Raw genomic sequence first — 26266 nt, 5'->3', positions numbered from 1 at the left:
GAAAATTATTTGCAAAAAATAATTGTGGCGGCTGTAGCCCAAAATGGCGTTATTGGAAATAAGGGCGTAATGCCCTGGCATTCCAGTGAGGACTTTAAGTACTTTAAGTCACTTACACTGGGCAATCCCGTAATTATGGGAAGAAAGACACTCGAGTCTCTGGGCAGGCCCTTAAAGGGAAGGCTGAACGTTGTAATTTCACGCCATATGAAAAGTGAAAGCCCTGAAGTTAAGGTTTTTAGTTCGCTTCCGGAGGCTTATGATTATTGTGAAAATGAAGCAAAGGCTGAAAAGGTTTTTGTAATTGGCGGCGGGCAGCTCTATAATGAGGCCATTGAAACTGCAGATGAGATGAGCATTTCCAGGATGAAGTTTATAGCCGAAGGGGACGTGTTTTTCCCTCCGTTCGACCCTTCAGAATGGGAAAGTGAAGTCAAAGCTGAATATGATGATTTTCAGGTCATCTGGTACAAGAGAAAATAATTTGAAAGAAATACGGAAAAAATGAAAAATAAAATACAAATACTCCCGGAGAATATTGCCAACAAGATCGCAGCCGGCGAGGTGGTGCAGCGCCCTGAATCTGTCATAAAAGAGCTCCTGGAGAATTCCATAGATGCCAATGCAAAGAGTATAGACGTTGTAATAAAAAGGGCCGGTAAGGCCCTCATTCAGGTGGTCGACGACGGTGACGGCATGACTGAAGAAGATGCCGTCTTAAGCATACAGCGCCACGCTACGAGCAAGATACACGTCTATGAGGACCTTGAGGCCATTAAGACCCTCGGCTTCCGTGGAGAGGCTCTCAGCTCAATTGCAGCCGTAAGCCAGCTTGAAATAAAAACTGAGATGATGGAAGACGAGGTGGGTATCTGCCTTAAGGTGGAAGACGGGGCCAGCGTTACAATTGAAAAGGGTTCATTCTCCAAAGGCACTTCAATTTCAGTTAAAAACCTTTTCTTCAATACGCCGGCCCGGCGCAGCTTCATGAAAAGCGATGCTACGGAATTAAAGCATATAATTGAAACTTTCAAGAAAATTGCCTTGAGCCGCCCCGATATCGCCTTCCGCTTCTTTAACGACGACGAGGTGATATTTGACTTCCCCTCGGGAACAAGAGACGAAAGAATACAGGCCATTTTTGCGGATAATATGCTGGATGCCCTGGTGGAGGTTAAGGAACTCACCAACTTCCTGAGCGTTTCGGGCTACATTGCAAAACCTGCCTATTTAAGGAAAAGCAAAGGGGAGCAGTACCTTTTTATCAATAACCGCTTTGTAGTAAGCAAGCAGGTTAACCACGCTGTTTTTCATGCTTATGAGAATATACTGGATAAGGGGGATTATCCCTTCTTTATTCTTTTTATGGAACTTGATCCCAGGGGGATCGATATAAATGTTCATCCCTCAAAGCTCGAAGTAAAGTTTGAGGATGAAAAAGACGTCTACGCCTTCATGCATGCTGTCATCAAAAAAGCCCTTGGAAGCTACGACCTGGTGCCTTCGATGACTTTCGGCACCGAGCCCGGAAAAGAAAAGCTGCACTTTGATGACTTCCGCAGGACAGAAAAAAACGATTTTGAGGACCGCCCGAACTTCCAGAACACTTCGCACAGGGAGGAGGCAATGCCAAATGCTCCCCAGGCTATGCGCGGCAGCCGCGGAAGCGACTTTTCAGACCGCGACATAGACATGCTGTTTAACTCGCTTAATACAGAGATCAGGAAAACCGCCCCCGGGGAGGCTGTAGAACATCCCTTTAGCCAGACCGAGAACAGGGAAGTCTATCATAGTGTTTCACCGGGCAGGCCTGAAGATGAAGCGCAGGACCTGAAGGTATTTTCATCCTTTATAATTCAGCTTCACAATAAGTATATTCTCTCGCAGATAAAAAGCGGACTTATGATTATTGATCAGCACGTGGCGCACGAGAGGATACTCTATGAAAAAGCACTCAAATCCTTTAATGCCGACCTGCCGTTTTCGCAGCAGCTTTTGTTCTCGCAGTCGATTACCGTTGACGCGGGAGACTACGCGCTCTTAAAAGAGCTGAGGCCTTATCTTACAAAGCTGGGCTTTGAAATTAAATTTTTCAGCAAAAATACCGTTGTTATTGACGGCGTTCCGCAGGACGTAAAGCTCGGAACAGAGGAGAAGATACTCCTTGAAATTGTGGACGAGTACAAGCGTAACCAGAGGGAAAAGCACCTTGAAGAAAGGGATAACCTCGCAAAATCGTTTTCATGCAAGACTGCAATCAAGGCAGGCGACAGGCTCTCGGAAAAAGAGATGAGGCTCCTTGTGGACCAGCTTTTTGCAACCTCCATGCCCTACGTCTGCCCGCACGGCCGCCCGATAATAATTAAAATTCCCCTGGAGGAATTCGACAAGCGCTTCGGCCGCACATAAAATTAAATCCCCGGTATGACTTGCCCTGACCTTCAGGTCGGGGTGGGAAATGAATTCAAAGACATTTGGGCTTTAGCCCCCGATCCTCCGTCTGGGAATCTGGGGCTGAAGCCCAAAGGGGAGAGGGGGAATATCCGGTACCCCGAGCTAAAGCTCAGGGCTAGTCATAGATTGATTCACTCTAATATCCCACGCCGGCTCTATAATCCCACATCTTCTCCTTTTTCAACTTTTATATATTCACGACATTATGTATTTTTAATAATACAAGAAATTCAGAGGGTAATAATGAACCAAGACTTTAAAAAAGCGATGGAACAGTACCTGGAAAAGGCCCAAAAGGCTAAAAATACAGGTATGAAATACACATCAGTAAGCGGTGAACCCGTTAACGTTCTCTATACACCAAAAGACCTTGAAGGCCAGGACTATATGCGCGACCTGGGCTTCCCGGGCGAGTATCCTTACACAAGAGGAATCCATGCCAACGGCTACAGGGGAAAGATCTGGACAATGAGACAGTTCGCAGGCTTCGGAACTCCGGAGGATACAAACGAAAGATTCCACTATCTCTTAAGTCACGGACAGACGGGGCTTTCCGTAGCTTTTGACCTTCCTACACTCATGGGCTGGGATTCGGATGCCCCCTTAAGCCAGGGCGAAGTAGGCATCTGCGGCGTCGCAGTCTCTTCGCTTGAAGATATGGAAACCCTTTTTAAGAATATCCCGCTTAATAAGGTTTCAACATCAATGACCATAAATTCACCTGCGGCTATGATATTTGCCTTCTACCTGGCTGTAGCCAAAAAGCAGGGGATCGATTTTAAGGAGCTTCGCGGCACACTGCAGAACGATATTCTGAAAGAGTACATAGCCCAGAAGGAGTTTATTTATCCTCCCAAACCCTCAATGAGAATTATTACGGATATGATTGAATACTGCACCAATGAAGTCCCGCAGTGGAACCCTGTTTCCGTCAGCGGCTACCATATAAGAGAGGCCGGTTCAACAGCCGTGCAGGAGCTGGCTTTTACTCTGGCCGACGGCTTTGCCTACATTGAAGCCTGCATCGAAAGGGGAATGGACGTTGATGAATTTGCCCCCAGAATTTCTTTCTTCTTTAACTCACACCTCGACTTTTTTGAAGAGATTGCAAAGTACCGCGCGGCGCGCAGGATATATGCAAAAAGAATGAAGGAGAAGTACGGAGCAAAAAATCCCAGAAGCTGGTGGCTCCGCTTCCATACACAAACCGCAGGTGTAACACTTACGGCACAGCAGCCTGAAAACAATATTGTAAGAACAGCCTTCCAGGCTTTAGCAGGCGTGCTTGGCGGAACACAGTCGCTCCACACGAACTCAATGGATGAGACACTGGCCCTCCCAAGCGAAAAAGCCGTTAAAATTGCCCTCAGGACTCAGCAGCTAATTGCCTATGAAACGGGCGTTATTAATACCGTGGATCCCCTTGGCGGAAGCTACTACGTTGAAGCCCTTACGGACAAGATGGAAAAGAAGGCAAATGAGATCTTTGAACGCATCGATGCCTTCGGCGGCGTCATAGGCGCAATTGAGGCTGGTTATTTCCAGAAGGAGATTGCCGACAGTGCCTACCGCTACCAGCTTGAGCTGGAAAGGAAGGAAAAGTTTATTGTAGGTGTAAATGAATTTGTTGAGGAAGAGGCGAAAATAGATATCCCGATCCTTACAATTTCACCTGAAGTTGAGAAAAAACAGATCCGGAGGCTCTCGGAACTCAGGCAGTCCAGAAACCAGGAGAAAGTGGATGAATCCCTTAAAGAGATAGCACAGGCTGCCATTGACGGCCGTAACCTTATGCCCGTTTTCATTAAAGCCTCAGAAAACTACGTCACACTTGGCGAGATGGTCCATGTGCTTAAAAAAAACTTCGGCATATACGAAGAAGTTGCGGTATTCTGATTACTTTTATTACGGCTCTGCCTAAAGCGGCAGAGCCGTACCATGTATTTCAATGATTTGTGCCCCGCCCGTTTTGCGAAAAGCTTATAAAAACCATATATTTTATCTGTAAATAAAGGAAATAATTAAAACTCGGGCAAAAATGGGGCAATCTGCAGATATTGTTTATTCTAATACTCTATGGACACAGGTGGCTAACTACCTGAGACTTTTGCGTGTTACACAGTGGATTAAAAACCTCTTCGTTTTTGTCCCGCTCCTGTTCTCCAAGAACCTTTTCCACGAGAACTACTTCCTCCTTGTGCTTCTTGGATTCCTGGCTTTCTGCCTTACCTCTAGCGCCGTATACGTAATGAATGACCTTTTTGACGTTGAAAGCGACAGGCTGCACCCGCAGAAAAAATCCCGGCCTATTGCAAGCGGCCAGATCTCGGAAAGAAGTGCCTTTGTAACAATTTTGCTGCTTGCCATCGGCATTTTTACGCTTTCCTATAGGCTTGACTTTACTTTTATTCTTGCCCTCATAGGCTATATTGCTCTTAATGTTTTATATTCCGTCATATTAAAGCACCTCGTTATAATCGATATTATGAGCATTGCTGCGGGATTTATGCTGAGAGTGCTGGCAGGAGCATATGTGATATCAGTCTATGTTTCAAGCTGGCTTATACTAACGACACTTTTTATATCACTCTTCCTTGCAATTATGAAACGCCGCTCCGAGCTCGGATTGAACCCGTTGGAAGGGGGAAGTACAAGGAAAGTCTTGTCTGAATACTCTATCAGCTTTACAGAACAGATGGCAACAATTTCTGCTGCCGGAGTCATAATCTGCTACGCCCTTTATTCTGTATCTGAAAGAACTATAAGCTACCTTCACAGCGAGAACCTCGTCTATACGACGATTTTTGTTGTTTTCGGGATCTTCAGATTTATGTATCTTGTTTATAAGAAAAGCAAGGGGGAAAACGCAACAGAAGTAATGATGACCGACATCCCTATGATTGTAAACATAATCCTTTACGTCTTAACGGCAATTTATATAGTTTATTTTTAATAAGAGGAAAACGTTAAATTTTATATGATCTGGCAGCTTACAGTACTTATATTGCTAATTGTTTTAAGCGCATTTTTCTCATCGGCGGAATTTGCTTTTGTTGTTGCAAACAAAATAAAGTTTGAAATAAAAGCCAGGAAAAATAACCTCGCGGGCAAAACGGCCTTGTATTTTTTCAACTCTTCGCAGATGTTCTTCTCTACGATCTTAATCGGCAACAACATTGTAAACATAACTTTTGCCTCCGTAATAACGCTTTTCCTGGGGTATTATTTCCACCTGTCCGACCTGGGCATTCTTTTCATATCCACCTCGGTCCTGCTCTTTTTTGGTGAACTCCTCCCCAAGTACCTGGCCAGGGAAATGGCAGACCGCGTTCTTATGGTTACAATTGTTCCGGTAAGAGCCGTTTCTTTTATTTTGTACCCGGTTGTAAGATTGACTTCTCTTGTTTCAAAATTCTTCTCCCGCGGCGAGAACCTCCGCGAGGAAAGCATTAATATGCTCTTTAGCCGCGAGGAAATTCAGATGCTCGTTAAGGAAAGCCAGGAGGCGGGACTGGTTAATGAAAGTGAAACGGACATACTGACAAGAATAATTGAACTTGGCGACCAAAGGGTCTATGAGGTTATGAGACCCCGTACGGACATAGTAGGCGTGGAGATCTCAAGCACGCTGGACGAAGTCCTGCAGGTCTTTATTGAATCAGGTTACTCTAAGATTCCCGTTTACGAAGAGAACCTGGATAACATAAAAGGTGTCGTCCTGGCTTACGACCTGTTCAAGAATCCACAAAACCTTGCGGCCGTAATGCGCCCTGTCATATTCGTGCCCGATACAAAGAAGAGTACTGAAATGCTGAGGGAGTTCTCCACAAAACGGGTATCCTTTGCCGTTGCCGTGGATGAATTTGGCGGAACAGCAGGCATACTTACGATGGAAGACATAATTGAAGAACTCCTGGGCGAGATCAGGGATGAATACGATACCGATGACGAGATATGCCGCAATGTGGGGGAGAATACTTACCTGATCGGCGGGAAGGTGGAAATTGACTATATTAACGACCAGCTTAACCTGAATATACCCGAAGGCAGCTACGCCACAATTGGCGGCTATATTACTTCACACATAGGAAGAATACCCCAGCAGGGTGAGAACCTCACAATTGAGAGGTATAAAATCCTCATCATCAGATCCACAAACAAGAGGATTGAGCTCGTAAGGGTAACGGTAATTACTGAAGAAGAATAAAATAAAAAGTACTATTGCCTGAGAATAATTTGTAAAGACCGCTAGTAAACGCCGAACTCCCTGGCTGCCTCAAGCAGCGCAATGTAGTTATCATAGTTAACATATTCCGGTATGCTGTTTCCGCTTCCGATGCAGTAGCCTCCATTATAGGCCGCATTCTCAACGTTTTCCTTTACCTTCTGCCTTATCTCTTCCTTTGTGCCGCGGCAGATAAGGTCCACGTCAACGTGCCCGATTAAGCAGAGTTTCTCACCGTACTTTTTCTTTACGTCCTTTATGTCCATAGCCTTTGGCTCAATGGGGTGCAGGGCGTTTACGCCGCAGTCAACTATCCTGTCGAACACATCCCACAGTATTCCGTCTGTGTGATACATAAGAGGCTTATTGTATTTTTTTGCCAGGTCGCCTATTTTCTTAAGCCATGGGAAAAAATACCTGTCCAGCACTTCAGGCCCCATTAAAAGGCCGTTCGTGTATGCAATGTCGTCCGTGTACCAGATTACATCCACGGCGTCGCTCTGGGCAAAATACTCGAACATGCTGAGCACCAGGCTTCCCAGCCTGTTGTTAAGGGCGTCAATGAGTTCCGGGTTCTCAAATAAGGCCATTGAAAAGCCTTCAAAACCCATCATTTCCCACGTCATTGTAAAAATGTCGCCGTACTGCCCGATTACACCCATCCCTTCGGGCAGGAGTTTACGCACTCTTTCAAACTTTGAATAGTCAAAATCCTCCTTTTCCGGAAACTTGTACTGTTCAAATGTCTCCCAGCCTGAGATAACGCCTTCAGATTCAGAGGCCCATTTAATTCTCATGGTGCCGTCTTCGTTGAAAGTCAGGTTATTGCTGGCCCCGATCTTCATCGGGTTAAAATCGGCTGTCGGCTGGATTTTTACGTAATCATATCCTGCCTTGCGCCAGAATTCAATGTCATCCTCAAGCGTTAAGACGTCGCGACCTATAAACCTCTTTTTTACTATAGGATGCACTCCCAGTTCACAGACAGGGACGTGGGTTCCTTTTCCGCCGCGCAGCGTTTTTATAAAATTATCAATATCAGGTTTCATTTATAGCTTCCGGTTGAGTTATGCGTTTAAGAGTAAGTCCAGGTGCTTTGCAAGGCCGTGTGGATCCTTGAAATATCCGTCGGCTCCGATTTTATCATTGTAGTCCTTTGAAAGCGGGGCTCCTCCGACAAAGACCTTCACGTCACTGAACCTCTTCTTAATTTCTTCAGTGATCTTTCCCATGTTCAGCATCGTTGTAGTAAGTAAAGCGCTCAGGCCTGCCATTTTGGCCTCATTTTTTTCAATTGCTTCCAGGAACTTGTCTATGGAGGTGTTGGTCCCAAGGTCAACAACGTTCCATCCGCCTCCCTGAAGCACCATCTTTACAATGTTTTTTCCTATGTCGTGCATATCGCCCTGTACTGTACCAATAACAAATGTTCCTTTATATTGTGCGTCTCCACGTTCGAAATAGGGGACAAGGTGTTCCATTGCAGCCTTCATTGCTTTAGCCGAAATAAGCAGGTTGGGAATGTAAACCTTGCCCGAGGCGAACTTTTCGCCTATTCTGTTCATACCTGTAATAAGTCCGTCTGAAAGGATCTCTCCTGGTGTAAGGCCCATCTCAAGGGCTTCGCGGGTCAGTTCAGAGGCCCCTTTCTGTCCAATAAGCGCGGGCAGAAAAGAGGTCTTTTCATCGGCTTTTCCTATTTCAACACATTCGGCAAGTTTTTCCAAAACTTCCATTTTTACCTCAAAATAACTTTAGGGGAATTCAACTTCTTTTCAGTTGAAAAAGATGGGAATAAAATTAATAAAAATCGCACAAAATATCTTATGATTATCTGAAAAATCGTTAAAAAATGAGCCTGAAAGATGTGTTTTATGGAAAAGAAGGGCATCCTGAGGGATGCCCTGATATGGGTCATTAAATCATTTCTGTCTGAGGTGTCTGAGAACGGGCAAATTCAACTGCTTTGTCAATTTCCTGCTTGAACTCTTCAAACGGCATCTGCAGTCCGTTCAGGTATGCGCTCCAGCCGGCTGAAGACTTTGCATAGTGTACCGCAAACTGGATCTCTTCATCTGTGGCGCCGAAGAGTTTTGCTGCTGCCGTGTGATAATATGCGCAGTAGCGGCATTTTGTCACGGCTGCAATCCCTAAACCTATAAGCTCCCTGTATTTCTGGGGAATAGGGCCGTCATCTATCTGAAGTTTCTTAAACAGATCCCATTCGCTGCCTATTGTCTGGTCCGGCAGAGTTTTAATAAAAGACGGAACTGCTCCGAAAATTTCCTCTACTTCTTTATATACTTGCTTACGCTCCATATTGTACTCACTTTCTTTTGCCGGAGGTTTTAGGCCTGCGGCGTTCTAACTGTGTGAAAATATATGTTATTACATTGCGGGCAATCGCAAACGCTGCCCTTGAAATGAGAAAATAGGAGTACTGAAAGGCCCCGGCTTCATTTTTCAGTACCATTACAGTGCTGGTTTAAGAAGATATGATGGTTTTTAATTTACTCATTTTTCCTATAGTAGCAAGAGTTTTTGTTAGTCAAAAAGTGAGTACCGTGCGGAAAATAAAAAAGGCGGGAAAAGATCTCCTTTTTCCCGCCCTTAAACTAAAAGCCTTAAAAAGGCAACTACTTGTTTTCTATCTTTGCCCAAGAGTCCTTAAGCGCAACGGTGCGGTTAAAGACAAGCTTTTCAACCGTTGAGTCAGGATCCACGCAGAAATAACCCTGGCGCTCAAACTGATACTTTGAGCCTCTGGGTGCATTCTTAAGGCTCGGCTCAACAAGAGCTGAAGTCAATACCTGAAGCGAATCGGGATTCAGATTGCTCTTCCAGTCGGAGCCTTCCTTTTCAACCGATGGGTCTTCAACCTTAAAGAGGCGGTCGTAAAGCCTTACTTCGGCCTTAAGTGCGTGTAAAGCCGATACCCAGTGTATCGTGCCTTTAACTTTCTTTCCGCTCTGGTCGCTTCCGCTCCTGGTTTCAGGATAATAAATTGCGTGCACTTCCTTAACCTCACCCGTCGCCTCGTCCTTTACCACGTCTGTGCATTTTATGATGTATGCATATCTGAGGCGTACCTCGTTACCCGGGAAAAGCCTGTGGAATTTCTTCGGAGGCTCCTCGCGGAAATCGTCCTGCTCAATGAATAATTCCTTCGAGAAGGGGATATTCCTCGTTCCCATTGAAGCATCCTCGGGGTTATTAATGGCTTCAAGCTCTTCGGTCTGTCCTTCGGGATAATTGTCAATTATAAGCTTCAGAGGATTTAAGACCGCCATAACTCTCTGCGCTCTTTTATTCAGGTCCTCGCGGATGCTGTGTTCCAACAGGGCTACGTTAATCGTGTTCTCCCTTTTTGCCACGCCTACTTTCTCGCTGAAACTGCGTATGGATTCAGGCGTGTAACCGCGCCTCCTTAGGCCCGAGATGGTCGGCATTCTGGGGTCATCCCAGCCCGAGACGAACCCTTCCTGTACGAGCTGCAGAAGCTTGCGCTTGCTCATAACTGTGTAGTTCAGGTTCAGCCTTGCAAACTCAACCTGCTGAGGGTGATAAACCTCAAGCTCATCTAAGAACCAGTCGTACAAGGGACGGTGGGCCTCAAATTCAAGCGTGCAGATTGAATGCGTAATCCCTTCCACAGAGTCGGAAAGCCCGTGTGCAAAGTCGTACATCGGGTAAATGCACCACTTGTCTCCTGTGCGGTGATGCGTGGCTCTTAAAATTCTGTAGATTACAGGGTCACGCAAGTTAAGGTTAGGAGAAGCCATGTCTATCTTTGCTCTGAGCGTACGGCTGCCGTCAGGGAATTCACCATGTCTCATGCGCTCAAATAAGTCCAGGTTCTCCTCGACTGTGCGGTCGCGGTAGGGGCTGTTTTTCCCCGGCTCTGTAAGAGTGCCTCTGTACTCCCTCAGCTGCTGCGCATTCAGGTCGCAGACGAAAGCCTTGCCTTGTTTTATGAGTTCAACTGCATAGGCGTGAAGCTGGTCAAAATAATCAGAAGCGTAAAACATGCGGTTACCCCAGTCAAAGCCGAGCCACTTTACGTCCTCAATAATTGAGTCAACGTATTCCACATCTTCTTTGCTCGGATTCGTATCATCAAACCTCAGGTTGCAGAGGCCGCCAAATTCCTGGGCTACCCCAAAATTAAGGCATATTGACTTTGCGTGCCCAATGTGAAGATATCCGTTAGGCTCAGGGGGAAAACGGGTATGAACCTTTCCTCCAAACTTGTTTGTCTTTAAGTCCTCTGATATAATGGCTCTTACAAAATCCTGTGTAGGAGTCCCGTTTACAACAGTCTTATCCCCCTCGGTAGTTACTTTTTTATCGTTCAGTGGGGCGTCGTTTCCGCCTTCGGCGTTCATATTGTTTTTATTTTCTTCCATAAAATATGTTTTATTAAAATTTGTAACTCTAAATTTAAGAATTTGCAGGCCTTTAATTCAAGGAATCAAATTATCCTGATCCTTACTGGATTTTTATTTTCTCTATTGCCGTCTTAAGCCTCAGAACAGTTTCCTCCTTGCCCAGAATATCCAGCATGTCAAAAAGTCCCGGGCCCGCGCTTACGCCTGAGACTGCAAGGCGCACAGGATGGATCAGCTTTGCATTTCCAACCTGAAGCTCTTCGGCTGTCTTGTGCAGCACATCTTCGTAGTCTTCCTTTTTCGGATTGTCAAGCCTTTCAAAGCCCTCAATCAGCTTATCTAAAAGTTCCGGAGTATTTTCTTTCCAGCTCTTTTTTACCGCATTTTCCTCATAACCCTCCGGGCGCTCAAAGAAGTAGGGGCTTTTCTCTAAAAACTCCTTCACAAAGGATACTCTTTCCTTCATCGCTGCAATTACCTTTAGAAGGTATTCGTCGCTGAGAGTGTTATCCTTAAACTTTGAATTAGAAAGCTCTTCTTTCAGGTGATTTAGCAGGTCAGCCTCAGGCATTTTTCTTAAATGCTCGGCGTTAAGCCAGTTGAGCTTTGCCAGGTCAAATACGGCGCCCGACTTGTTTACTCTTTCTAAAGAGAATTTCTTAACCATCTCATCTAAATGATAGAATTCCACGTCGTCACCGGCATTCCAGCCTAAGAGGGCAACGAAGTTAAGAAGCGCCTCTTTTAAGTAGCCCTTTGCCCTGTAGTCTTCTACTGCAACGTCTCCCTGGCGCTTGCTCAGCTTTGAGCGGTCAGGATTCAAAAGCAGGGGAAGGTGTGCAAACTGCGGCTTTTCCCAGCCGAATGCGTCATATAAAAGCACGTGCTTTGGTGTCGAAGAAAGCCATTCCTCGCCGCGCACAACGTGTGTGATTTTCATAAAGTGATCATCAACCACGTTTGCCATGTGGTACGTTGGGTACCCGTCGCTTTTAATCAGTACCTGGTCGTCAATTCCGTTGCTGTCAAATTCAACCCTGCCTCGTACAATGTCGTCAAAGGCTACTTTAAGGTCAGGAGGAATGTTAAGCCTTACAACATAAGGCATTCCGCTCTTAAGTTTTTCTTCAACTTCCTCTTTGGAAAGCGAGAGGCAGTGCTTGTCGTATTTAGGCTGCAGCCCCTTAGCCCTCTGATCTTCCTTTAGCTCCGTCAGGCGCTCCGGCGTGCAGAAGCAGTAGTAGGCATGACCTTTTTCAATCAGCTCGTCAGCGTATTTTTTATATATGTCGAGTCTCTCCGACTGCATGTAAGGGCCGTATTCGCCGCCCTTCTGCGGGCCTTCATCATAGTCCAGCCCTATCCATTTAAGCACGTTTATCAGGTTTTCAACTGCGCCCTCAACGTATCTGTTCCTGTCGGTATCTTCAATTCTTAGAATGAACTTTCCATTCTGATTTTTTGCAAAAAGATAGTTATAAAGAGCAGTCCTTAATCCTCCCACGTGAAGATAACCCGTGGGGCTGGGAGCAAATCTTACTCTTGGATGTTCACTAATCATTATTCCTCTTTATCCTCTAAAATGATACTAAAACTTCTATTTAAACGAAATTGCAATTAACTAAGTTCTTACCGCAGGGAAAAATTTTGTTCCTGCCCTGAAAACAAAGAATTGCCCAAAAAACTAAAAAGCGAACCCGAGATTCGCTTCTTAAAAAGAAACCTGTTTCTGTCTTAATTCAGGCCCTCAATACAAGGCCTTAAAACCTGCAACCCGGAGGAGCCGGGTTAAATTTACTAAGAGAGCTGCTTTTTAATGCTCGTATAGTATTTAACCTTCTCTATAAACTCCTTGCTGTCGATCGGTTTGGGAATGTAGTCCGTTGCCCCGGCCTCCAGGCATTTCTCGCGGTCACCTTTCATTGCAAATGCTGTCAGGGCAACAATCGGCGTATCCTTATACTCAGGTATCTGCCTGATTTTTTCCGTAGCCTCAAAGCCGTTCATAACAGGCATCTGCATATCCATAAGTATCAGGTCGAAATGCTGCCTGCGGGCGTTATCAAGGGCTTCCTCGCCGTTTTCAACAACAATGATGTTCTCAAAATTATTCTTCTTCAGGAGCCTGGTTACAATTATCTGCGAATGCTTATAATCTTCAGCTAAAAGTATTTTTATAACGTTATCCCTTTTGGCCACTTCCTGTGGCGGCAGGGGAATGTCGTTACGGTTGATCATCTCGTTAATTGTCTGTGCCAGGTCCTCAATGTTCGTGCTTTTTTTGCTTAACAGATCCTCAAAAAGCCCGTCAATTTTCATCAGGTCTTCCTGGTAGTTCTCCTTGCCAGTATAAATTATAATTGGCAGGCGCTGAAACTTGCTGTTGGATTTAATGAGCTTTATCAGCTCAAAGCCGTTCGGGTCCGGCATATCCAGATCCACAATGGCAAGATCCAAGTCCTTATCTTCTATAAGACTCATCACCCTGGCCGAGGACTGCTCGGCAAGTGCGTTGTAGCCCGCATTAACTATGGCTTCCTTAAGAAGGTTCAGCGTCGGCAGGTCATCATCTACGCACAGGACCGTCGAATCCTTCTTCAGGCGGTAGCTCTGCAGGACTTCAACTAAAAACTTGTACTTTATAGGCTTTACAAAATATTCCACGGCTCCAAGCATGAAAGCCTTCTGCTGCTCTGCCTCAATGGAGCAGACAATAACAGGGGTGTTTTTTGTATGCTTGTGCTCATGAATATTCTTTAAGAGCTCAAGGCCGTTTGCATTTGGCAGCACGATATCCATGATTATTGCAAGGAATTTCTCCTTTTCAATCATTATCATCGTCTGCTCGGCCGTATTGACTATTGTAGGCTCATAGCCCCACTTGTTCAGGTAATTGCTTAAAAGCTTTGAAGTGGCGTAGTCATCCTCAATTACAAGCACCTTGTTTCTGCTTCCTTCCGGGGCAGGGAGGTTGATGATCTTTTTCTCCAGTTCCGAGACCGCCTCAACGTTAACCGTAAAGTTAAACAGCATCCCGCGCGCTGGTGCGCTTTCAACACTAATATCGCCGCCTAAGAAGTTAATATATTTTTTTGCGAGCGTAAGCCCGAGCCCCGAGGAGCCCGAAGTCTTCAGGCCATCAAAGGAAGAAAATGCAAATGGTTCAAAAACGTTTTTTATCTGATCCTGCGCAATTCCGCGCCCGGTGTCTGTAATTTTTACAGAAAGCTGGCTTTTGCCTGAAAGCCCCATGCGTATAACTATCTTTCCGCGCTCTGTCATTCTTATTGAATGCTGCAGTATGTTCTGCATAATGTATTTCAGACGGGGTACATCAACCAGAATTTTCTCCGGCAGCGCCCTGTCGAATTCAGAGGTGATCTCAACGTTTAACGGATTTGTCTTTGAGGCGTAAACTTTAATTATATCGTCTGTAAACTTCCTGATCTCTACGAGGGTCCTGTTTTCCTTTATCTTGCCTGAATCTATTTTTGCGGCTTCAATAAGGTCGTTTACCGTTAAAAGCAGATTCTGCGCGTTGCTCTTTATGATTGAGACGTATTCCGACTGCGACGGCGTAAGGCTGTCTTCACCGAGCAGCGAGGCAAAACCTATGATGCTGTTTGCCGGCGTCCTCAGCTCCTGTGAAATGTCATTTAAGATCTCTGAGGCCGACTTGCCCGGAAGGCTAAGGCTCTCGCCCCGTGTGGCCGACCAGGTCCTTAAAATGTAACCCAGGAATTCCGAAACCGACCTTAGGTTGTCAATATCAGTCCTTTGAAAAGGCGTCTTCTTTGCAAACTTAATAAACCCGTTCTGGCTGTCAGTTATTTTTGCCGTCATGCAGGCTTCATAAATGACAAACTCGGAAATCAGCAGCTGGCATTCGGCATCTGAATGTGTCTGAAAAGAGGGATTTTTCTCTTTCGTAAGACTGCAGACAGGGCAGCGGAAGGAGGCCCCCCGCATGTAATTCTTTTTTGCTGAGGCTGAACGGCCTAAAACGCTCAGACTTTCATCATCATTGACCCTGAATAAAACCATGGCCTGCAATTCGAATTCATTAACAATATAATCGCACAGCTCATCTGTGAACTGCTCATGCCCCCTTTCTGCAAGGGAGTTCAGATAATTATATTTTTCCAGGAATTCCAGCTTAACACTTTGCATTTATTTGGACCTTTTGGGTTTATTGTCATTACACCACAGAAATATAGCACAAATATAAACAAATTATAATAAAACTATATACCTCATTTGCTCTTCAGCGCGAATTTTTTTCCCATAAAGCATTACAGAGTAAGATTTTAATAGTGCACATCTCAGATAAATTAAGTAAGATATTAGTATCAATCCGCCTGAAGAACCCTTTATGAAGAAAATGCCGGGGATAATGCCTTTGGATAAACCGGCATAAGAAACCTAGATTTGTCCAAAATCACTGGACATAATTGTGAAAAATTTTATACTTAAATAGATGTGCCTGATTCAACAGGTTCAGGCAGTAAGATCATGCTTTTTTTGTGGCTAATTAACGATACGATGCATTAAAATACCGGAGATACGATGAAACAGGGAAGCGCCATGGAGACTAAAACCGCGCAGGCTACTAAGGAAGACAGTTATTCGTATATATTTAAGTCAAATGGTCTGGAAGAGGAGATCGACAGGTTCAAGGAATCTAAGCTGCGGGAAATTAAGTTTACCGTTGTCACTAAACATATCCTTTTTTCACTTCTGGCGCTCTTTCTCTCATTTTTCCTGGACCTGGCCTACGTTCCAATCCTCGGAAACGTTACTATTAACATCACTAAGAGCATATTCCCGAACTGGACACCTGTAAACCAGGCATTCCACTCCGTAAGCTTCTGGTGGATGCCGGTTATCGCATACATCTTCTTTCTCCTTTTTGCCTATAAGGCCTACGGCGAACTCAGACGTGAGGTGAAACAGTCGACTTCACCCGACATTATAGACAGGATCATCGGATCCTCTATAAGCATTATCGACGGAATTGCTACAGCCCTGCCTTTAATCGGCGCTGCAATACTTTTAATCAGCATTAAGCTCGGGCCAGAGGTCTTTCTCGGGCTCTCTGTCCCCTTTGAAATAAAGGCCCTCATTGTCTTAGCCCTCGGCAAACTATTTGAACCCGTCCTGGACGAGCTCAGCGTCGAGTTCCAGCACGTCATTAACCGCGCCAATGAACTGAAGAACAGGTACTACGCCCAGACCCAGATTGAGCACTTCCAGAAAGTTATTGACCAGTTAAGCGAGAGCACTAAAATGTCAAACATTGCTGCTGTTGCAGACTATATGCCCATAAGCGACTTAAGGCAGTATGAAGAGGTCTATGCCCGCATGGCTGAACTGAGTCAGGTGATGCACCAGAACTTAAAGAATGCCCTTGATATGATGGAAAAAATAAACACCCTCCCGGCGGTTAATCTCCAGAAACTGGGAGAACTGAAAACCCTCGCTGAATCTCTTGCAAACGCATCAAATGCACTGAAAGACGAAAAAACTCTTAAAGCACTCCAGAGCCTCGAACAAATAGTGGTTAGGAAATAGCTGAACTTTGCTCAGATTTGATGTTAACTAAAGACAAGTATAATAAGGGTGCATGAAATGGTAAGAAAAAACCGCGACAGTAAGTTTGTGATCTATCAGGTGCTTTACATCTTTGTAATTACTGTCCTTGCTATAAAAGGCGCAGGCCTGGATCTTGGAGAAGTGATCTCAAAAAAAGAGGCAATCAAAAGAAGCGTGCGCGATTCTTTAGTTACTGTTATCGACTCCCTCAATGCAATTGGAGCCAAGTTCGACCTGAGGGTCGAGGAGAATATGGCGGTCGAGAACGTGGAGCTGAAAAAGAAAATCGAGTCGCTTTCTGAGAATATGGCTTCACTTACAAAAAAGATAAAGGAAACTCCTTCTGCAGTTGATGAGACCCCAGTAAATAAACCCAGAGAGGAAGTAAGGACTAAGGAGCCTTTCAACTCCCCTTTGGCCGAAGGGCAGAAGTTCATGCAGAATACGTGGAACGTGGCAAAAAACTCGGGCAGCGTACCCGCGGAAATTGTTGACCCCTCCACTGGAAACATTATTGCAAGAATTGCCCCGGGAGAACAGAAAAAGTTCGACCTTGCAGCCCAGAGCAGGGTTATTGTAAGGTTTAACGGCCACGAGGAAAAAGTTGACGTCCTTCCTAAACGCCCCCCTGAAATTAAAATAGATAACGTCTCAACAAAGATGAACGGCTCTGATGTATACGTACAGGACCTGCAGAAAACTACCGTCTTTAAGGTTTCAATCATTTCACCCAGGCCCGAAGACCTGAACATTGCATTTAACGGACCTATAACGGCTTCAGGCCCCATTAAGGATTCCAAGGGAAACCTCGTTTACAATGTCTCTTTGAGGCTTGCCCCCAATGAGGAGAAGTTTGAGGAGTGGATGGATAAGTCGCGCCCGCTGCGCGAAGGCGACGGCAGATATAAGGTCAATTTCTTCTTCGTTGCAATGGATAAAATTACCAGGACCAGAGTCCAGGTGGGCGACTCCTTCTACTTTACATCATTCCAGAGATAATTTTTTCGTTATATATTTATTCCCGGGTCCCGAAATTGTACCCCCCTGGACCCGGGAATTTCTTTCCCATTCTAAAAATTCCACCCTAAATTTTCCCTGTGCGGCGGAATTTCATTGAATAGAGAATTTCATTATATTAGTAATCTGATATTCTTCCCGTTTTTTTAATTTTTATTCGAAAATAGTCATGGAGATATAGATGGCAAATTTCATTGGTACATTTAACGTGATTCCTTCTCTTCCGCAGAACCTGGAGAGACTTAGGGAACTGGCGTATAATCTTTACTGGACGTGGAGCCAGGATGCATTTGAGCTGTTCAGAAGACTCGACAGGGAATTATGGGATTCAACCGGGCATAACCCTGTTATGATGCTCGGGAAAATCAGCCAGGACAGGCTGCTGGAAGTTGCCAATGACGACGGTTTTATTGCCCATATGAACAGGGCTTACGATAACCTGAAAAGCTATCTTTCTTCTCCTACATGGTTTCAGAAGAATTTCAAATCAAATGGCACTAAACCCTATATCGCTTACTTCTCAGCCGAGTTCGGCCTTACAGAATGCCTGCAGATCTATTCCGGCGGCCTGGGTATACTGGCCGGAGATCACCTGAAATCGGCAAGCGAACTTGGACTGCCTCTTGTCGGGGTGGGACTTTTATATAAGGAAGGCTACTTCCAGCAATACCTTACTTCTGACGGCTGGCAGCAGGAACGTTACGAGATCAACGACTTCTATAACCTCCCCATGACGCTTTTAATGGATGAGAATAAAAAGCCCGTTAAAGTGCGCCTGAATTTCCCTAACCGCACGGTACACTTCCAGATCTGGAGAATTGATGTAGGAAGAATTCCTCTTTTCCTCATGGATACTAATGTGCCTGAAAACAACGATGAGGACAGGAAAATTACAAGAACACTCTATGGCGGAAATGCTGAAACAAGAATTCAGCAGGAACTGATACTTGGTATCGGAGGCCTTCGCGCCCTCCATACGCTCGGCATTAAACCTCAGGTCTGCCATATGAACGAGGGTCATTCGGCATTCCTTTCACTCGAGAGAATCAGATACATTATGAGCACCGAAGGCCTCAGTTTTGCCGAGGCAAAAGAGCTCGGCTATGCATCAAACATTTTTACAACACATACTCCTGTCCCGGCCGGAATTGACGTTTTTTCAAATGACCTTATGGAAAAATATTTCGGGAGCTACTACAGGACTGAACTGAAAATTCAGGACAGGGAATTCTACCGCCTGGGTACACTAGATAAGGATGCCCCGCTCATAAACTTCAACATGGCACACCTGGCCATGAACACCTCGGGCTATGTAAACGGCGTCAGCAAACTCCATAGCGAGGTTTCAAAGAAGATGTGGGTCTCAGGCTTTAAGGGAGTTCCTTTTGAAGAGATCCCGATCGATTATGTCACAAACGGCGTTCATACAAGAAGCCATATCTCAAACGATATGGTTGAGCTTTTATTCAGATACCTGGGAGACAAGTTTATCCAGAAGCCTGAAGACCAGAGCATCTGGGTAAGGGTGGATAAGATCCCGGACGTTGAACTCTGGAGAACACACGAAAGAAGACGCGAAAGACTAGTGGCATTTGCCAGAAGCAGACTAAGAAAACAGGTACTTGCCCGCGGCGGAAGCCACAGCGAAATTGCTTCAGCAAATGAGGTCCTGGATCCCGGCGCACTTACAATCGGTTTTGCAAGAAGGTTTGCTACATATAAAAGAGCTAACCTGATCTTTACAGACCGCGACCGCCTGGCTAATATCCTGAATAACCCTCTGCACCCGGTGCAGCTGATTATTGCAGGTAAAGCACACCCCAAGGATGAGGAAGGAAAGAAATTTATACAGGAAATAGTGCAGATTGCCAAGGAGGACCAGTTCAGAAAAAAAATCGTATTCCTGGAAAACTACGATATGAACGTTGCCCGCTATATGGTAGAAGGATGCGACGTATGGCTTAATAACCCGAGAAGACCACTGGAAGCCAGCGGAACCTCGGGCATGAAGGTAATTGCAAACGGAGGACTTAATTTCAGCATACTTGACGGATGGTGGGACGAAGGCTACGATCCCGAGGTCGGCTGGAAAATAGGCAACGGCGAGGAATACCTGGACGTCGATTACCAGAATGAAGTCGAAAGCCGCGAGCTTTATGATACTCTTGAAACGGAAATTGTGGCAACTTTCTATAACCGCTCCTCCGACAAGCTCCCGAGGCTCTGGATCAGCAAAATGAAGTCGTCCATGAAAAAGCTCGGACCTGTATTCAACACTAACAGAATGGTTGAGCAGTACTTTGTGAAATTCTATAACCGCGCCTTTGAAAACAGAAAGGCCCTCATGAAAAACAGCTGTCAGCAGGTAAAGACACTTACCGAATGGAAGAAGAAGGTGAGGGACAACTGGAACCAGGTCAAATTTGTAAGCCTCGTTAGCGAGGGAACCTCAACAGACGTTAAAGTCGGTACGGAGTTTTTCGTCAGGGCAGAGATAAACTTAGGCGGACTTACACCCGACGACGTGGAAGTTCAGATCTATTTCGGATCGGTCGACAGGCAGAATATCGCTCACGCCAACTCTTTTGTTACTATGCAGAACGAAAAGGGCAAGGCCAGGAACAATGTTTATATTTACAGAGGCGCCATTGTCAGCCAGCAGAGCGGCCAGTTCGGCTTTACTGCCCGGGTGCTGCCAAAGCATCCGCTCTTAAACAGCTCATTCGACATGGGCTTAATTGCCTGGGCTTAAAACCCAAAAGTTACAAAATTCCTGTAAGGCGCTGAATCTTAACAAAAGACAGCGCCTTTTTATTTGCCTTAACCTCAATCTTTCCTTCCGCGCTTGAAAATCTGCAGCATTTTTCATAATCTTTAAGTAGAATATGTTCTGAACTTTATGGGAGGAACTTTACTATGTTAAAGGTTAAAGAACTAAGCGTACATGAGTTTATTATTGAGAAGGTTATAGACTACCTGGCCGGACTCGGCTTTAAGGAAATCTTTGCTAACCTCCCCGGGTTTCCCCAGCCGGAGAAAATAGCCTCACGCAATAAAAGAATGTCGTTTATTCCAGACATCGTTGCAGAAAGGCAGGGTGAAACTTATCTCTTTGCCGTTGAAACCGGGGACCTGTACATAGACGGTCCGGCAGCAAGAAAATGGCAGGAGTTTTATTCCTATGCCGGGCAAAACAATATGATATTCCATATTGTCGTTCCCCGCGGGATGCTGAAAAAAGTTGACGCCCTTTTAACCAAACTCGGTATTACGGCTGTAGTACATCAGGTCGTTCAGTAGGAGGTGAGTTGAAGTCAGGATATTGTTCATATCTTATGTGCCTGCGTCTCTGAAATTTCCTGCCTATAGTCCATATGCGGTATTACCCCATTAAGCGGAAAATGCCGGTAATTATACCGGACACGGAAAGCTTTTAAATAATTGTAAAAAATCTTTTACAAATAAGAATAAATGTACTGCATTTAAAAATACTTTTAATTAAATTTTGCGCTCGAAAATTTACAGGAAAGATGATTTGAAAAAGACAGCTATTTATTTTTTTACTCTACTGTTATTATTCGTTTCAGCATGCAAAAGTGAAAAAGTTCCAAACGTCAGCAATGCTCAGGTTTATACAAGAGTTACTTTTAACCGCGAAACTACCAGTGCTACAACAAGAATTAACCAGTACTTCTCCGATAAATACAGAAAAGGCGCTTTTAACGGAGTCGTTTTATTTGCCGAAAAGGGAAATATAGTTTTTGAAAAGGCCTTCGGCTATTCGGATTTCAGAAAGAAAACCCCTTTAACAACAAATTCGGTCTTTCAGCTTGCCTCTGTCTCCAAGCAGTTTACGGCATTTGCCGTTATGCTCTTAAAGGAAAGAGGAAAACTCTCCTATAGCGACAGTGTGAGAAAGTTTTTCCCAAATTTCCCCTATGAAAATATCACAATCAGGCAGCTTTTGACCCATGCTTCAGGACTTCCAAACTATATGTACTTTGCAAACGACTACTGGCCCGATAAGCATAAGCTGATGGATAACAGGGATATGTTTTCAATGCTGCAGAATAATCGTCCCGAGCCTTATTTCCGCCCGGGACTAAGATACTTCTACAGCAATACAGGCTACGCAGTTCTGGCTTCAATTGTTGAAAAAGTCTCAGGCATGCCTTTCTATAAGTTCATGGAAACCCAGATCTTTAAGCCCCTTGGCATGGAAAACACATTTGTATATAATCCTCAGAACCCGCTTCCCATGAATGTTGCTGAAGGGCATAACCCCAACAGGGCTCCCGTAGGCTTCAACTACCAGAACGGCGTTGTGGGAGATAAGAATGTCTATTCAACCGTTGAAGACCTCCTAAGATGGGATTACGCCCTCTATAAGGCTCAGCTCGTTGGGCAGGAATGCCTGACTGAAGCCTTTACACCGGCCTTCAAGAACCTGAGAGACGACCATAACTACGGATTCGGCTGGAGAATTAATGAAAAAGACAATATAGTCTATCACGGCGGATGGTGGGACGGCTACCGTTCATATATCGTAAGATCACTGGGTAACCAGAGGACTATAATTGTTCTTATCAATACAGCACAGCACGTGCCTTTTCACCTGCCTGACCTGGAAGAGCTTTTCTAGGATTAAATTCCGGAATTATAAAAACAGCCGTTTTATGAGATATAAAACGGCTGTTTAGTTTGGATTTGTTTTCCCAGGACTTAGTCCTGCGTAAAGATCTGTCTCATCCTCTCAATTCCTTCCGAGATCACCTCAGGCGGGGTAGTTGAGAAGGAGAATCTCATGTTGTCTGTAAAATAATGCCCGAAACACGAGCCGTGCACGGCAGCAATGCCGTTCTGCATGAGAAGATTATAAATGAAATGATTCCTTTCTTCACCTTTTAAGCCCTTTGGTATCAGCTCTGTAAAGTTAGGGAAGAGGTAGAAAGCCCCGTCAGGCTTCTCGACCTTTACGCCCGGAATTGACCTGAAACCTTCCATGAGCTGGTCGCGCCTTTTCTGGAAATCGCCTACCATCAGCTTAATGTGCTTATCGCTTTCTTCCTTGTTTGCCAGGGCCTCGCCTGCAGCGTACTGAAGGAATGTTGCCACGCCGGCAGTCTGTGTATAGTTGCCCATTTTAATGAGTTCCACAATCCTCTTGTTCCTTGAAACAAGGTATCCTACTCTCCAGCCCGTCATGGCGTATGTTTTCGACATGGTAAATACGCTTATGATGTTGTCGAAATCGAGTGAAATAGGGCTGAAGTGCTCCTTGCCTTCAAAAGTAATGGCTTCATAGGCCTCATCCGAGATGAGGTAGACGCCGTTTTGGCGGCATAATTTTACCACCTCCAGAACCTCGTCTTTAGTAAAAAGCTTTCCGGTCGGGTTCTGCGGTGTGTTCAGGTACAGAAACGATATATTCTTTACTAGCTTTTTGAGGTCGTCAAAGTTGATGCTGAAATCCTCATTTAACGGGAGTTCAGAAAAATTAGTACCGGCATAAGGAATAAAATTCTCCAGCACGCAGCTCCAGCAGGGAGCAAAGCCCCCGGCTTTCTTCCCCTGGAAAAGCTTAAAAGTAAGTTCAAGGCCTTCCTGCCCGCCGTATGTTGCGGCAATGTTTTCCTTTCCTATGCCTGTGGCCTTGTTGAAATACTCGAGTTTCTTTATGACACCTTCCTTAAAGAAATCCTCACCGCCCGACTTTGGATACTTTGTGTGTCCTTCGTCCATTGCCTTTTTTGCTGCGTTTCTTATGTATTCAGGCGTCGGAAGATCGATTTCTCCTCTTTGAAACAAAAGGATCTTTTTGCCTGTCCTCGCATGAAACTCAGGTCCTTTTCTTCTTGCCTCCTCGCTGATTGATACAATCGGCGACATTCTGATGTTCTCAACATTTTTATCAAATCTTGCTTCTGTCATCATTGATGTTCCTTGAAAATGGGTCTTTTTTGTTGATCATATTCACTATGAAACCGGGAATAAGGTAATTCAGTTCATTGAAAACGTAAAATAAAAAGTCGTTCCCTTGTCTAATTCAGATTCAATCCATATCTTGCCGCCGTGACGTTCCACTATCCTTTTGCATACTGCCAGCCCGATCCCGGTTCCGGGATACTCACTTCTTGTGTGCAGGCGCTGAAAGATCTGGAATATCCTTTCGCCATACTGCGGGTCTATACCAATCCCATTGTCCCTAACAGAAAAAAGCCAATTTTCGTTCTTTTGAACGGAGCTGATGTGGACTTCAGGCACCTCGCTGCCGCGCCTGAACTTTATGGCGTTACTGATGAGGTTTTGAAACAGCTGTGTCAGCTGAACCTCGTCGGCCATTATTGTGGGCAGAACCCCGGAAGTTATAATGGCCCTGCTTTCCCTGATGCTCAGTTCCAGATTTTTTAGAACAGATCCCAATACCATATTGCAGTTTACAGCCGAGTAATCCCTTGCATGTGTCGTTATCCTGGAATACTTGAGCAGGCCAGTTATCAGTAACTGCATCCTCTGGGCGCCGTCGACGGCAAAACTAATATACTCGAGTGCCTTATTGTCCAGCTTGTCTTTGTATCTTCTTTCAAGCAGCTGAGTAAAATTACCGACCATCCTGACCGGTTCCTGCAGGTCGTGCGATGCTATGTAGGCGAACTGCTCCAGCTCTTTATTCGACCGTTCCAGCTCTTCTACAGCATGCTTAAGGCCGATTTCAGCCTTTTCTTTGGATTCCAGCTCCTCATGGAGCCTTTCATTTATTTTTAAGAGCTCCATCTCACTTTGCTTGAGGCTGCGGAACATGAGGTTGAAAGGTTTCTTCAGCCCTGTACCTATTATGGCCTTATAAAGAAGAAAGTAAGAAACTATCCTTACAAGGTGCCCCGTTGCATTCGAAAGGTCGTAAACCTTAATGTAAAAAGTAAAAGCAAGTTCAGAAATTATAAGCAGCCCTATTGAAAGCAGCAGGAGTCTCAGCATCTCAGCGTCAAAGAAATCCCTTTTCCTTAAAAGGCTGAATACCGAAAGCACAAGTACAAGTGAGATTATATACTCGCTTACAATCTTAAAGCGTGTAAGACCCTGTCCTTCAATGTAGCACTGAGGAAATACTTTCCAGTAAAAAATTGAAGCTAAGAGCAGGAGTGTAACACAAAAAAGCACAAAAAATATCAGGCTGTAATTTATCCTGCGCTTAATTAAAAAAGGCACAATTAAAAGGGAAATGCTCTGAAAGTACCTGCCTGCAATCCAAAGCTGTGTTGCCGGATTGGCCCCGCCGCTTTCCGGAAATACATTCATCCCCTTATAAGCCAGAGTATGGAGCAGATCTATTGCACCGGTGAATAAAAATGCAATGCCTATAAATATAAAGGCACGGTCTTCCGAAAGATCACGCAGGTTCCAGGCAAGCATAAACAGACCCCATGCAATCCCGATACTGATCATTTCTGAAATTGTGTGGAAAAGGAGAAAGCTGAAAAGGTGAGTGGTGTATAACGCTCCAAGTGCCAGAACGCCCAATAAAATTAAATAAAACCGGGTATATGCCTTAAAATTTAATTCCATTATATCTACAAATTAACCCGAAAGGTAACACTTTATCAGGAAATATGAAAGATTAAGTTGACTTCAGCCGGGAATTATATGATTACGATTTTTCAGCTTAAGACTGCTGAAATGCATCCCATTGAGTGAAGAGTATTAATCCAACCCTCTTTTACCTCCTCCGGGGTGGTCTTGAGGTCACCTAAGGAGGAAGGTTTCCCGATTTTCCACGCCTTGTCGTTTCCAATATTATGATATGACATGATTTCAATTCCGGAAAGTTCAGGGTATTTCTCTGCAAGACACGCAATCGCCTTAAGGTGCTCTAAGGAATCATTAACACCCGGAATTAAAGGCAGGCGCAGGATTATCCTGGCCTTACTAGCGTAAAGAAAGTCCAGGTTGTCTAAAATGGCCTTATTTCCGGCTCCGGTCAGTTCTCTGTGCAGCCCTTCGCCTGTTGCCTTATAGTCGAAAAGAAAAAGATCCGTAAAAGGGAGGAGCTTCCTGAAGCTTTCCCTGGGTGCCAGCCCGCAGGTTTCAACTGCTGTATGAATGCCAGATTCCTTTAAGCCTTTTAAGAGTTCAAGAGTAAACTTAAGCTGCGCTAAAGGCTCTCCGCCTGAAATGGTAACGCCGCCTTTGGAATTTTTGTAATAGTCCAGGTCTTTTAAGACTTCTTTCAGCACTTCTTCAGCGCTTTGACTTCTGCCTATAATTTTGAGGCTCCCCTTGGGGCTTTTTAATATATTTTCCCGGCAGCTCTGGCAGAAAGGAAAATCCTTCAGGTCTTCCGGTGTTACCTCACCCTCAGACGTTCTTAAAAAGTTATTTACTTTTTTCCGGCAGCCCTCGCAGAGTTCTCCGGCAAATGAGATTTCAGGAAAGAAGCTCTTGCTCTCCGGGTTATGGCACCACAGGCAGTTGAGAGGGCAGCCCTTTAAGAATATGGTTGTCCTTATTCCCGGCCCGTCATGCAGTGAAAACCTTTGTATGTCAAACGTTAAACCTTTTGGGCTCATAAACAATTAAAAATTAAAAATTA

Annotated in this window: 19 protein-coding genes; 10 read left to right on the top strand and 9 right to left on the bottom strand. The window is 44.9% G+C overall.

Annotation, left to right across the window (positions count from 1 at the left end):
* Positions 1-9 precede the first annotated feature (9 nt).
* The 5 genes from HF312_00885 to HF312_00865 all read left to right on the top strand — a co-directional run bounded on the left by HF312_00885 (position 10) and on the right by HF312_00865 (position 6661).
* Entirely contained in the window at positions 10-483 is a 474-nt protein-coding gene (locus HF312_00885; GenBank protein ID MCU7518736.1) for a dihydrofolate reductase, read from the top strand.
* Between the two features lie 21 nt (positions 484-504).
* On the top strand, positions 505-2409 hold the full coding sequence (gene mutL, locus HF312_00880; protein MCU7518735.1) for a DNA mismatch repair endonuclease MutL: 1905 nt from the start codon (positions 505-507) through the stop codon (positions 2407-2409).
* Positions 2410-2697: 288 nt separating this feature from the next.
* The gene (locus HF312_00875; GenBank protein ID MCU7518734.1) at positions 2698-4350 is read left to right on the top strand and encodes a methylmalonyl-CoA mutase family protein; all 1653 of its coding nucleotides are present in this window, start codon (positions 2698-2700) and stop codon (positions 4348-4350) included.
* Positions 4351-4492: 142 nt separating this feature from the next.
* Entirely contained in the window at positions 4493-5407 is a 915-nt protein-coding gene (locus tag HF312_00870; protein ID MCU7518733.1) for a decaprenyl-phosphate phosphoribosyltransferase, read from the top strand.
* Between the two features lie 24 nt (positions 5408-5431).
* A complete protein-coding gene (locus HF312_00865) occupies positions 5432-6661 on the top strand; it encodes an HlyC/CorC family transporter (protein MCU7518732.1) in 1230 nt (409 codons plus the stop codon).
* A gap of 41 nt (positions 6662-6702) precedes the next feature.
* Here HF312_00865 and HF312_00860 read toward each other — a convergent pair whose 3' ends face one another.
* The 6 genes from HF312_00860 to HF312_00835 all read right to left on the bottom strand — a co-directional run bounded on the left by HF312_00860 (position 6703) and on the right by HF312_00835 (position 15237).
* Positions 6703-7728, bottom strand: a complete 1026-nt coding sequence (locus tag HF312_00860; protein MCU7518731.1) for a nucleoside 2-deoxyribosyltransferase — start codon at positions 7726-7728, stop codon at positions 6703-6705.
* An 18-nt stretch (positions 7729-7746) separates the two neighbouring features.
* A complete protein-coding gene (locus HF312_00855; protein MCU7518730.1) occupies positions 7747-8415 on the bottom strand; it encodes a cobalamin-binding protein in 669 nt (222 codons plus the stop codon).
* A gap of 181 nt (positions 8416-8596) precedes the next feature.
* Positions 8597-8998: a carboxymuconolactone decarboxylase family protein gene (locus tag HF312_00850; protein ID MCU7518729.1), complete on the bottom strand. Its 402-nt coding sequence runs from the start codon at positions 8996-8998 to the stop codon at positions 8597-8599.
* Positions 8999-9315: 317 nt separating this feature from the next.
* A complete protein-coding gene (locus tag HF312_00845) occupies positions 9316-11064 on the bottom strand; it encodes a glutamine--tRNA ligase/YqeY domain fusion protein (GenBank protein ID MCU7518728.1) in 1749 nt (582 codons plus the stop codon).
* A 103-nt stretch (positions 11065-11167) separates the two neighbouring features.
* On the bottom strand, positions 11168-12628 hold the full coding sequence (locus HF312_00840) for a glutamate--tRNA ligase (GenBank protein ID MCU7518727.1): 1461 nt from the start codon (positions 12626-12628) through the stop codon (positions 11168-11170).
* Between the two features lie 236 nt (positions 12629-12864).
* Positions 12865-15237, bottom strand: a complete 2373-nt coding sequence (locus HF312_00835; GenBank protein ID MCU7518726.1) for a response regulator — start codon at positions 15235-15237, stop codon at positions 12865-12867.
* Positions 15238-15633: 396 nt separating this feature from the next.
* Between HF312_00835 and HF312_00830 the strand changes: the two genes are divergently transcribed.
* The 5 genes from HF312_00830 to HF312_00810 all read left to right on the top strand — a co-directional run bounded on the left by HF312_00830 (position 15634) and on the right by HF312_00810 (position 22318).
* The gene (locus HF312_00830) at positions 15634-16638 is read left to right on the top strand and encodes a hypothetical protein (protein MCU7518725.1); all 1005 of its coding nucleotides are present in this window, start codon (positions 15634-15636) and stop codon (positions 16636-16638) included.
* Positions 16639-16695: 57 nt separating this feature from the next.
* Positions 16696-17658 (top strand): hypothetical protein, encoded by a 963-nt coding sequence (locus HF312_00825; GenBank protein ID MCU7518724.1) that lies wholly within the window; start codon positions 16696-16698, stop codon positions 17656-17658.
* A 199-nt stretch (positions 17659-17857) separates the two neighbouring features.
* Entirely contained in the window at positions 17858-20428 is a 2571-nt protein-coding gene (locus HF312_00820; GenBank protein ID MCU7518723.1) for a glycosyltransferase family 1 protein, read from the top strand.
* 164 nt (positions 20429-20592) lie between these two features.
* Positions 20593-20976: a hypothetical protein gene (locus HF312_00815; protein ID MCU7518722.1), complete on the top strand. Its 384-nt coding sequence runs from the start codon at positions 20593-20595 to the stop codon at positions 20974-20976.
* A 235-nt stretch (positions 20977-21211) separates the two neighbouring features.
* Complete coding sequence (locus HF312_00810) at positions 21212-22318, top strand: beta-lactamase family protein (protein ID MCU7518721.1); 1107 nt, start codon at positions 21212-21214, stop codon at positions 22316-22318.
* A gap of 80 nt (positions 22319-22398) precedes the next feature.
* Here the strand turns inward: HF312_00810 and HF312_00805 are convergent, their stop codons facing one another.
* The 3 genes from HF312_00805 to HF312_00795 form a co-directional block, all read right to left on the bottom strand.
* Complete coding sequence (locus tag HF312_00805) at positions 22399-23610, bottom strand: pyridoxal phosphate-dependent aminotransferase (GenBank protein MCU7518720.1); 1212 nt, start codon at positions 23608-23610, stop codon at positions 22399-22401.
* 66 nt (positions 23611-23676) lie between these two features.
* Positions 23677-25242 (bottom strand): GHKL domain-containing protein, encoded by a 1566-nt coding sequence (locus tag HF312_00800; protein ID MCU7518719.1) that lies wholly within the window; start codon positions 25240-25242, stop codon positions 23677-23679.
* Positions 25243-25334: 92 nt separating this feature from the next.
* A complete protein-coding gene (locus tag HF312_00795) occupies positions 25335-26243 on the bottom strand; it encodes a glycyl-radical enzyme activating protein (GenBank protein MCU7518718.1) in 909 nt (302 codons plus the stop codon).
* Positions 26244-26266: the final 23 nt, after the last annotated feature.

The sequence above is a fragment of the Ignavibacteria bacterium genome (genome assembly GCA_025612375.1).
Classification (GTDB): domain Bacteria; phylum Bacteroidota; class Ignavibacteria; order Ignavibacteriales; family SURF-24; genus JAAXKN01.
This window is presented reverse-complemented; position numbering and strand designations above follow the sequence as displayed.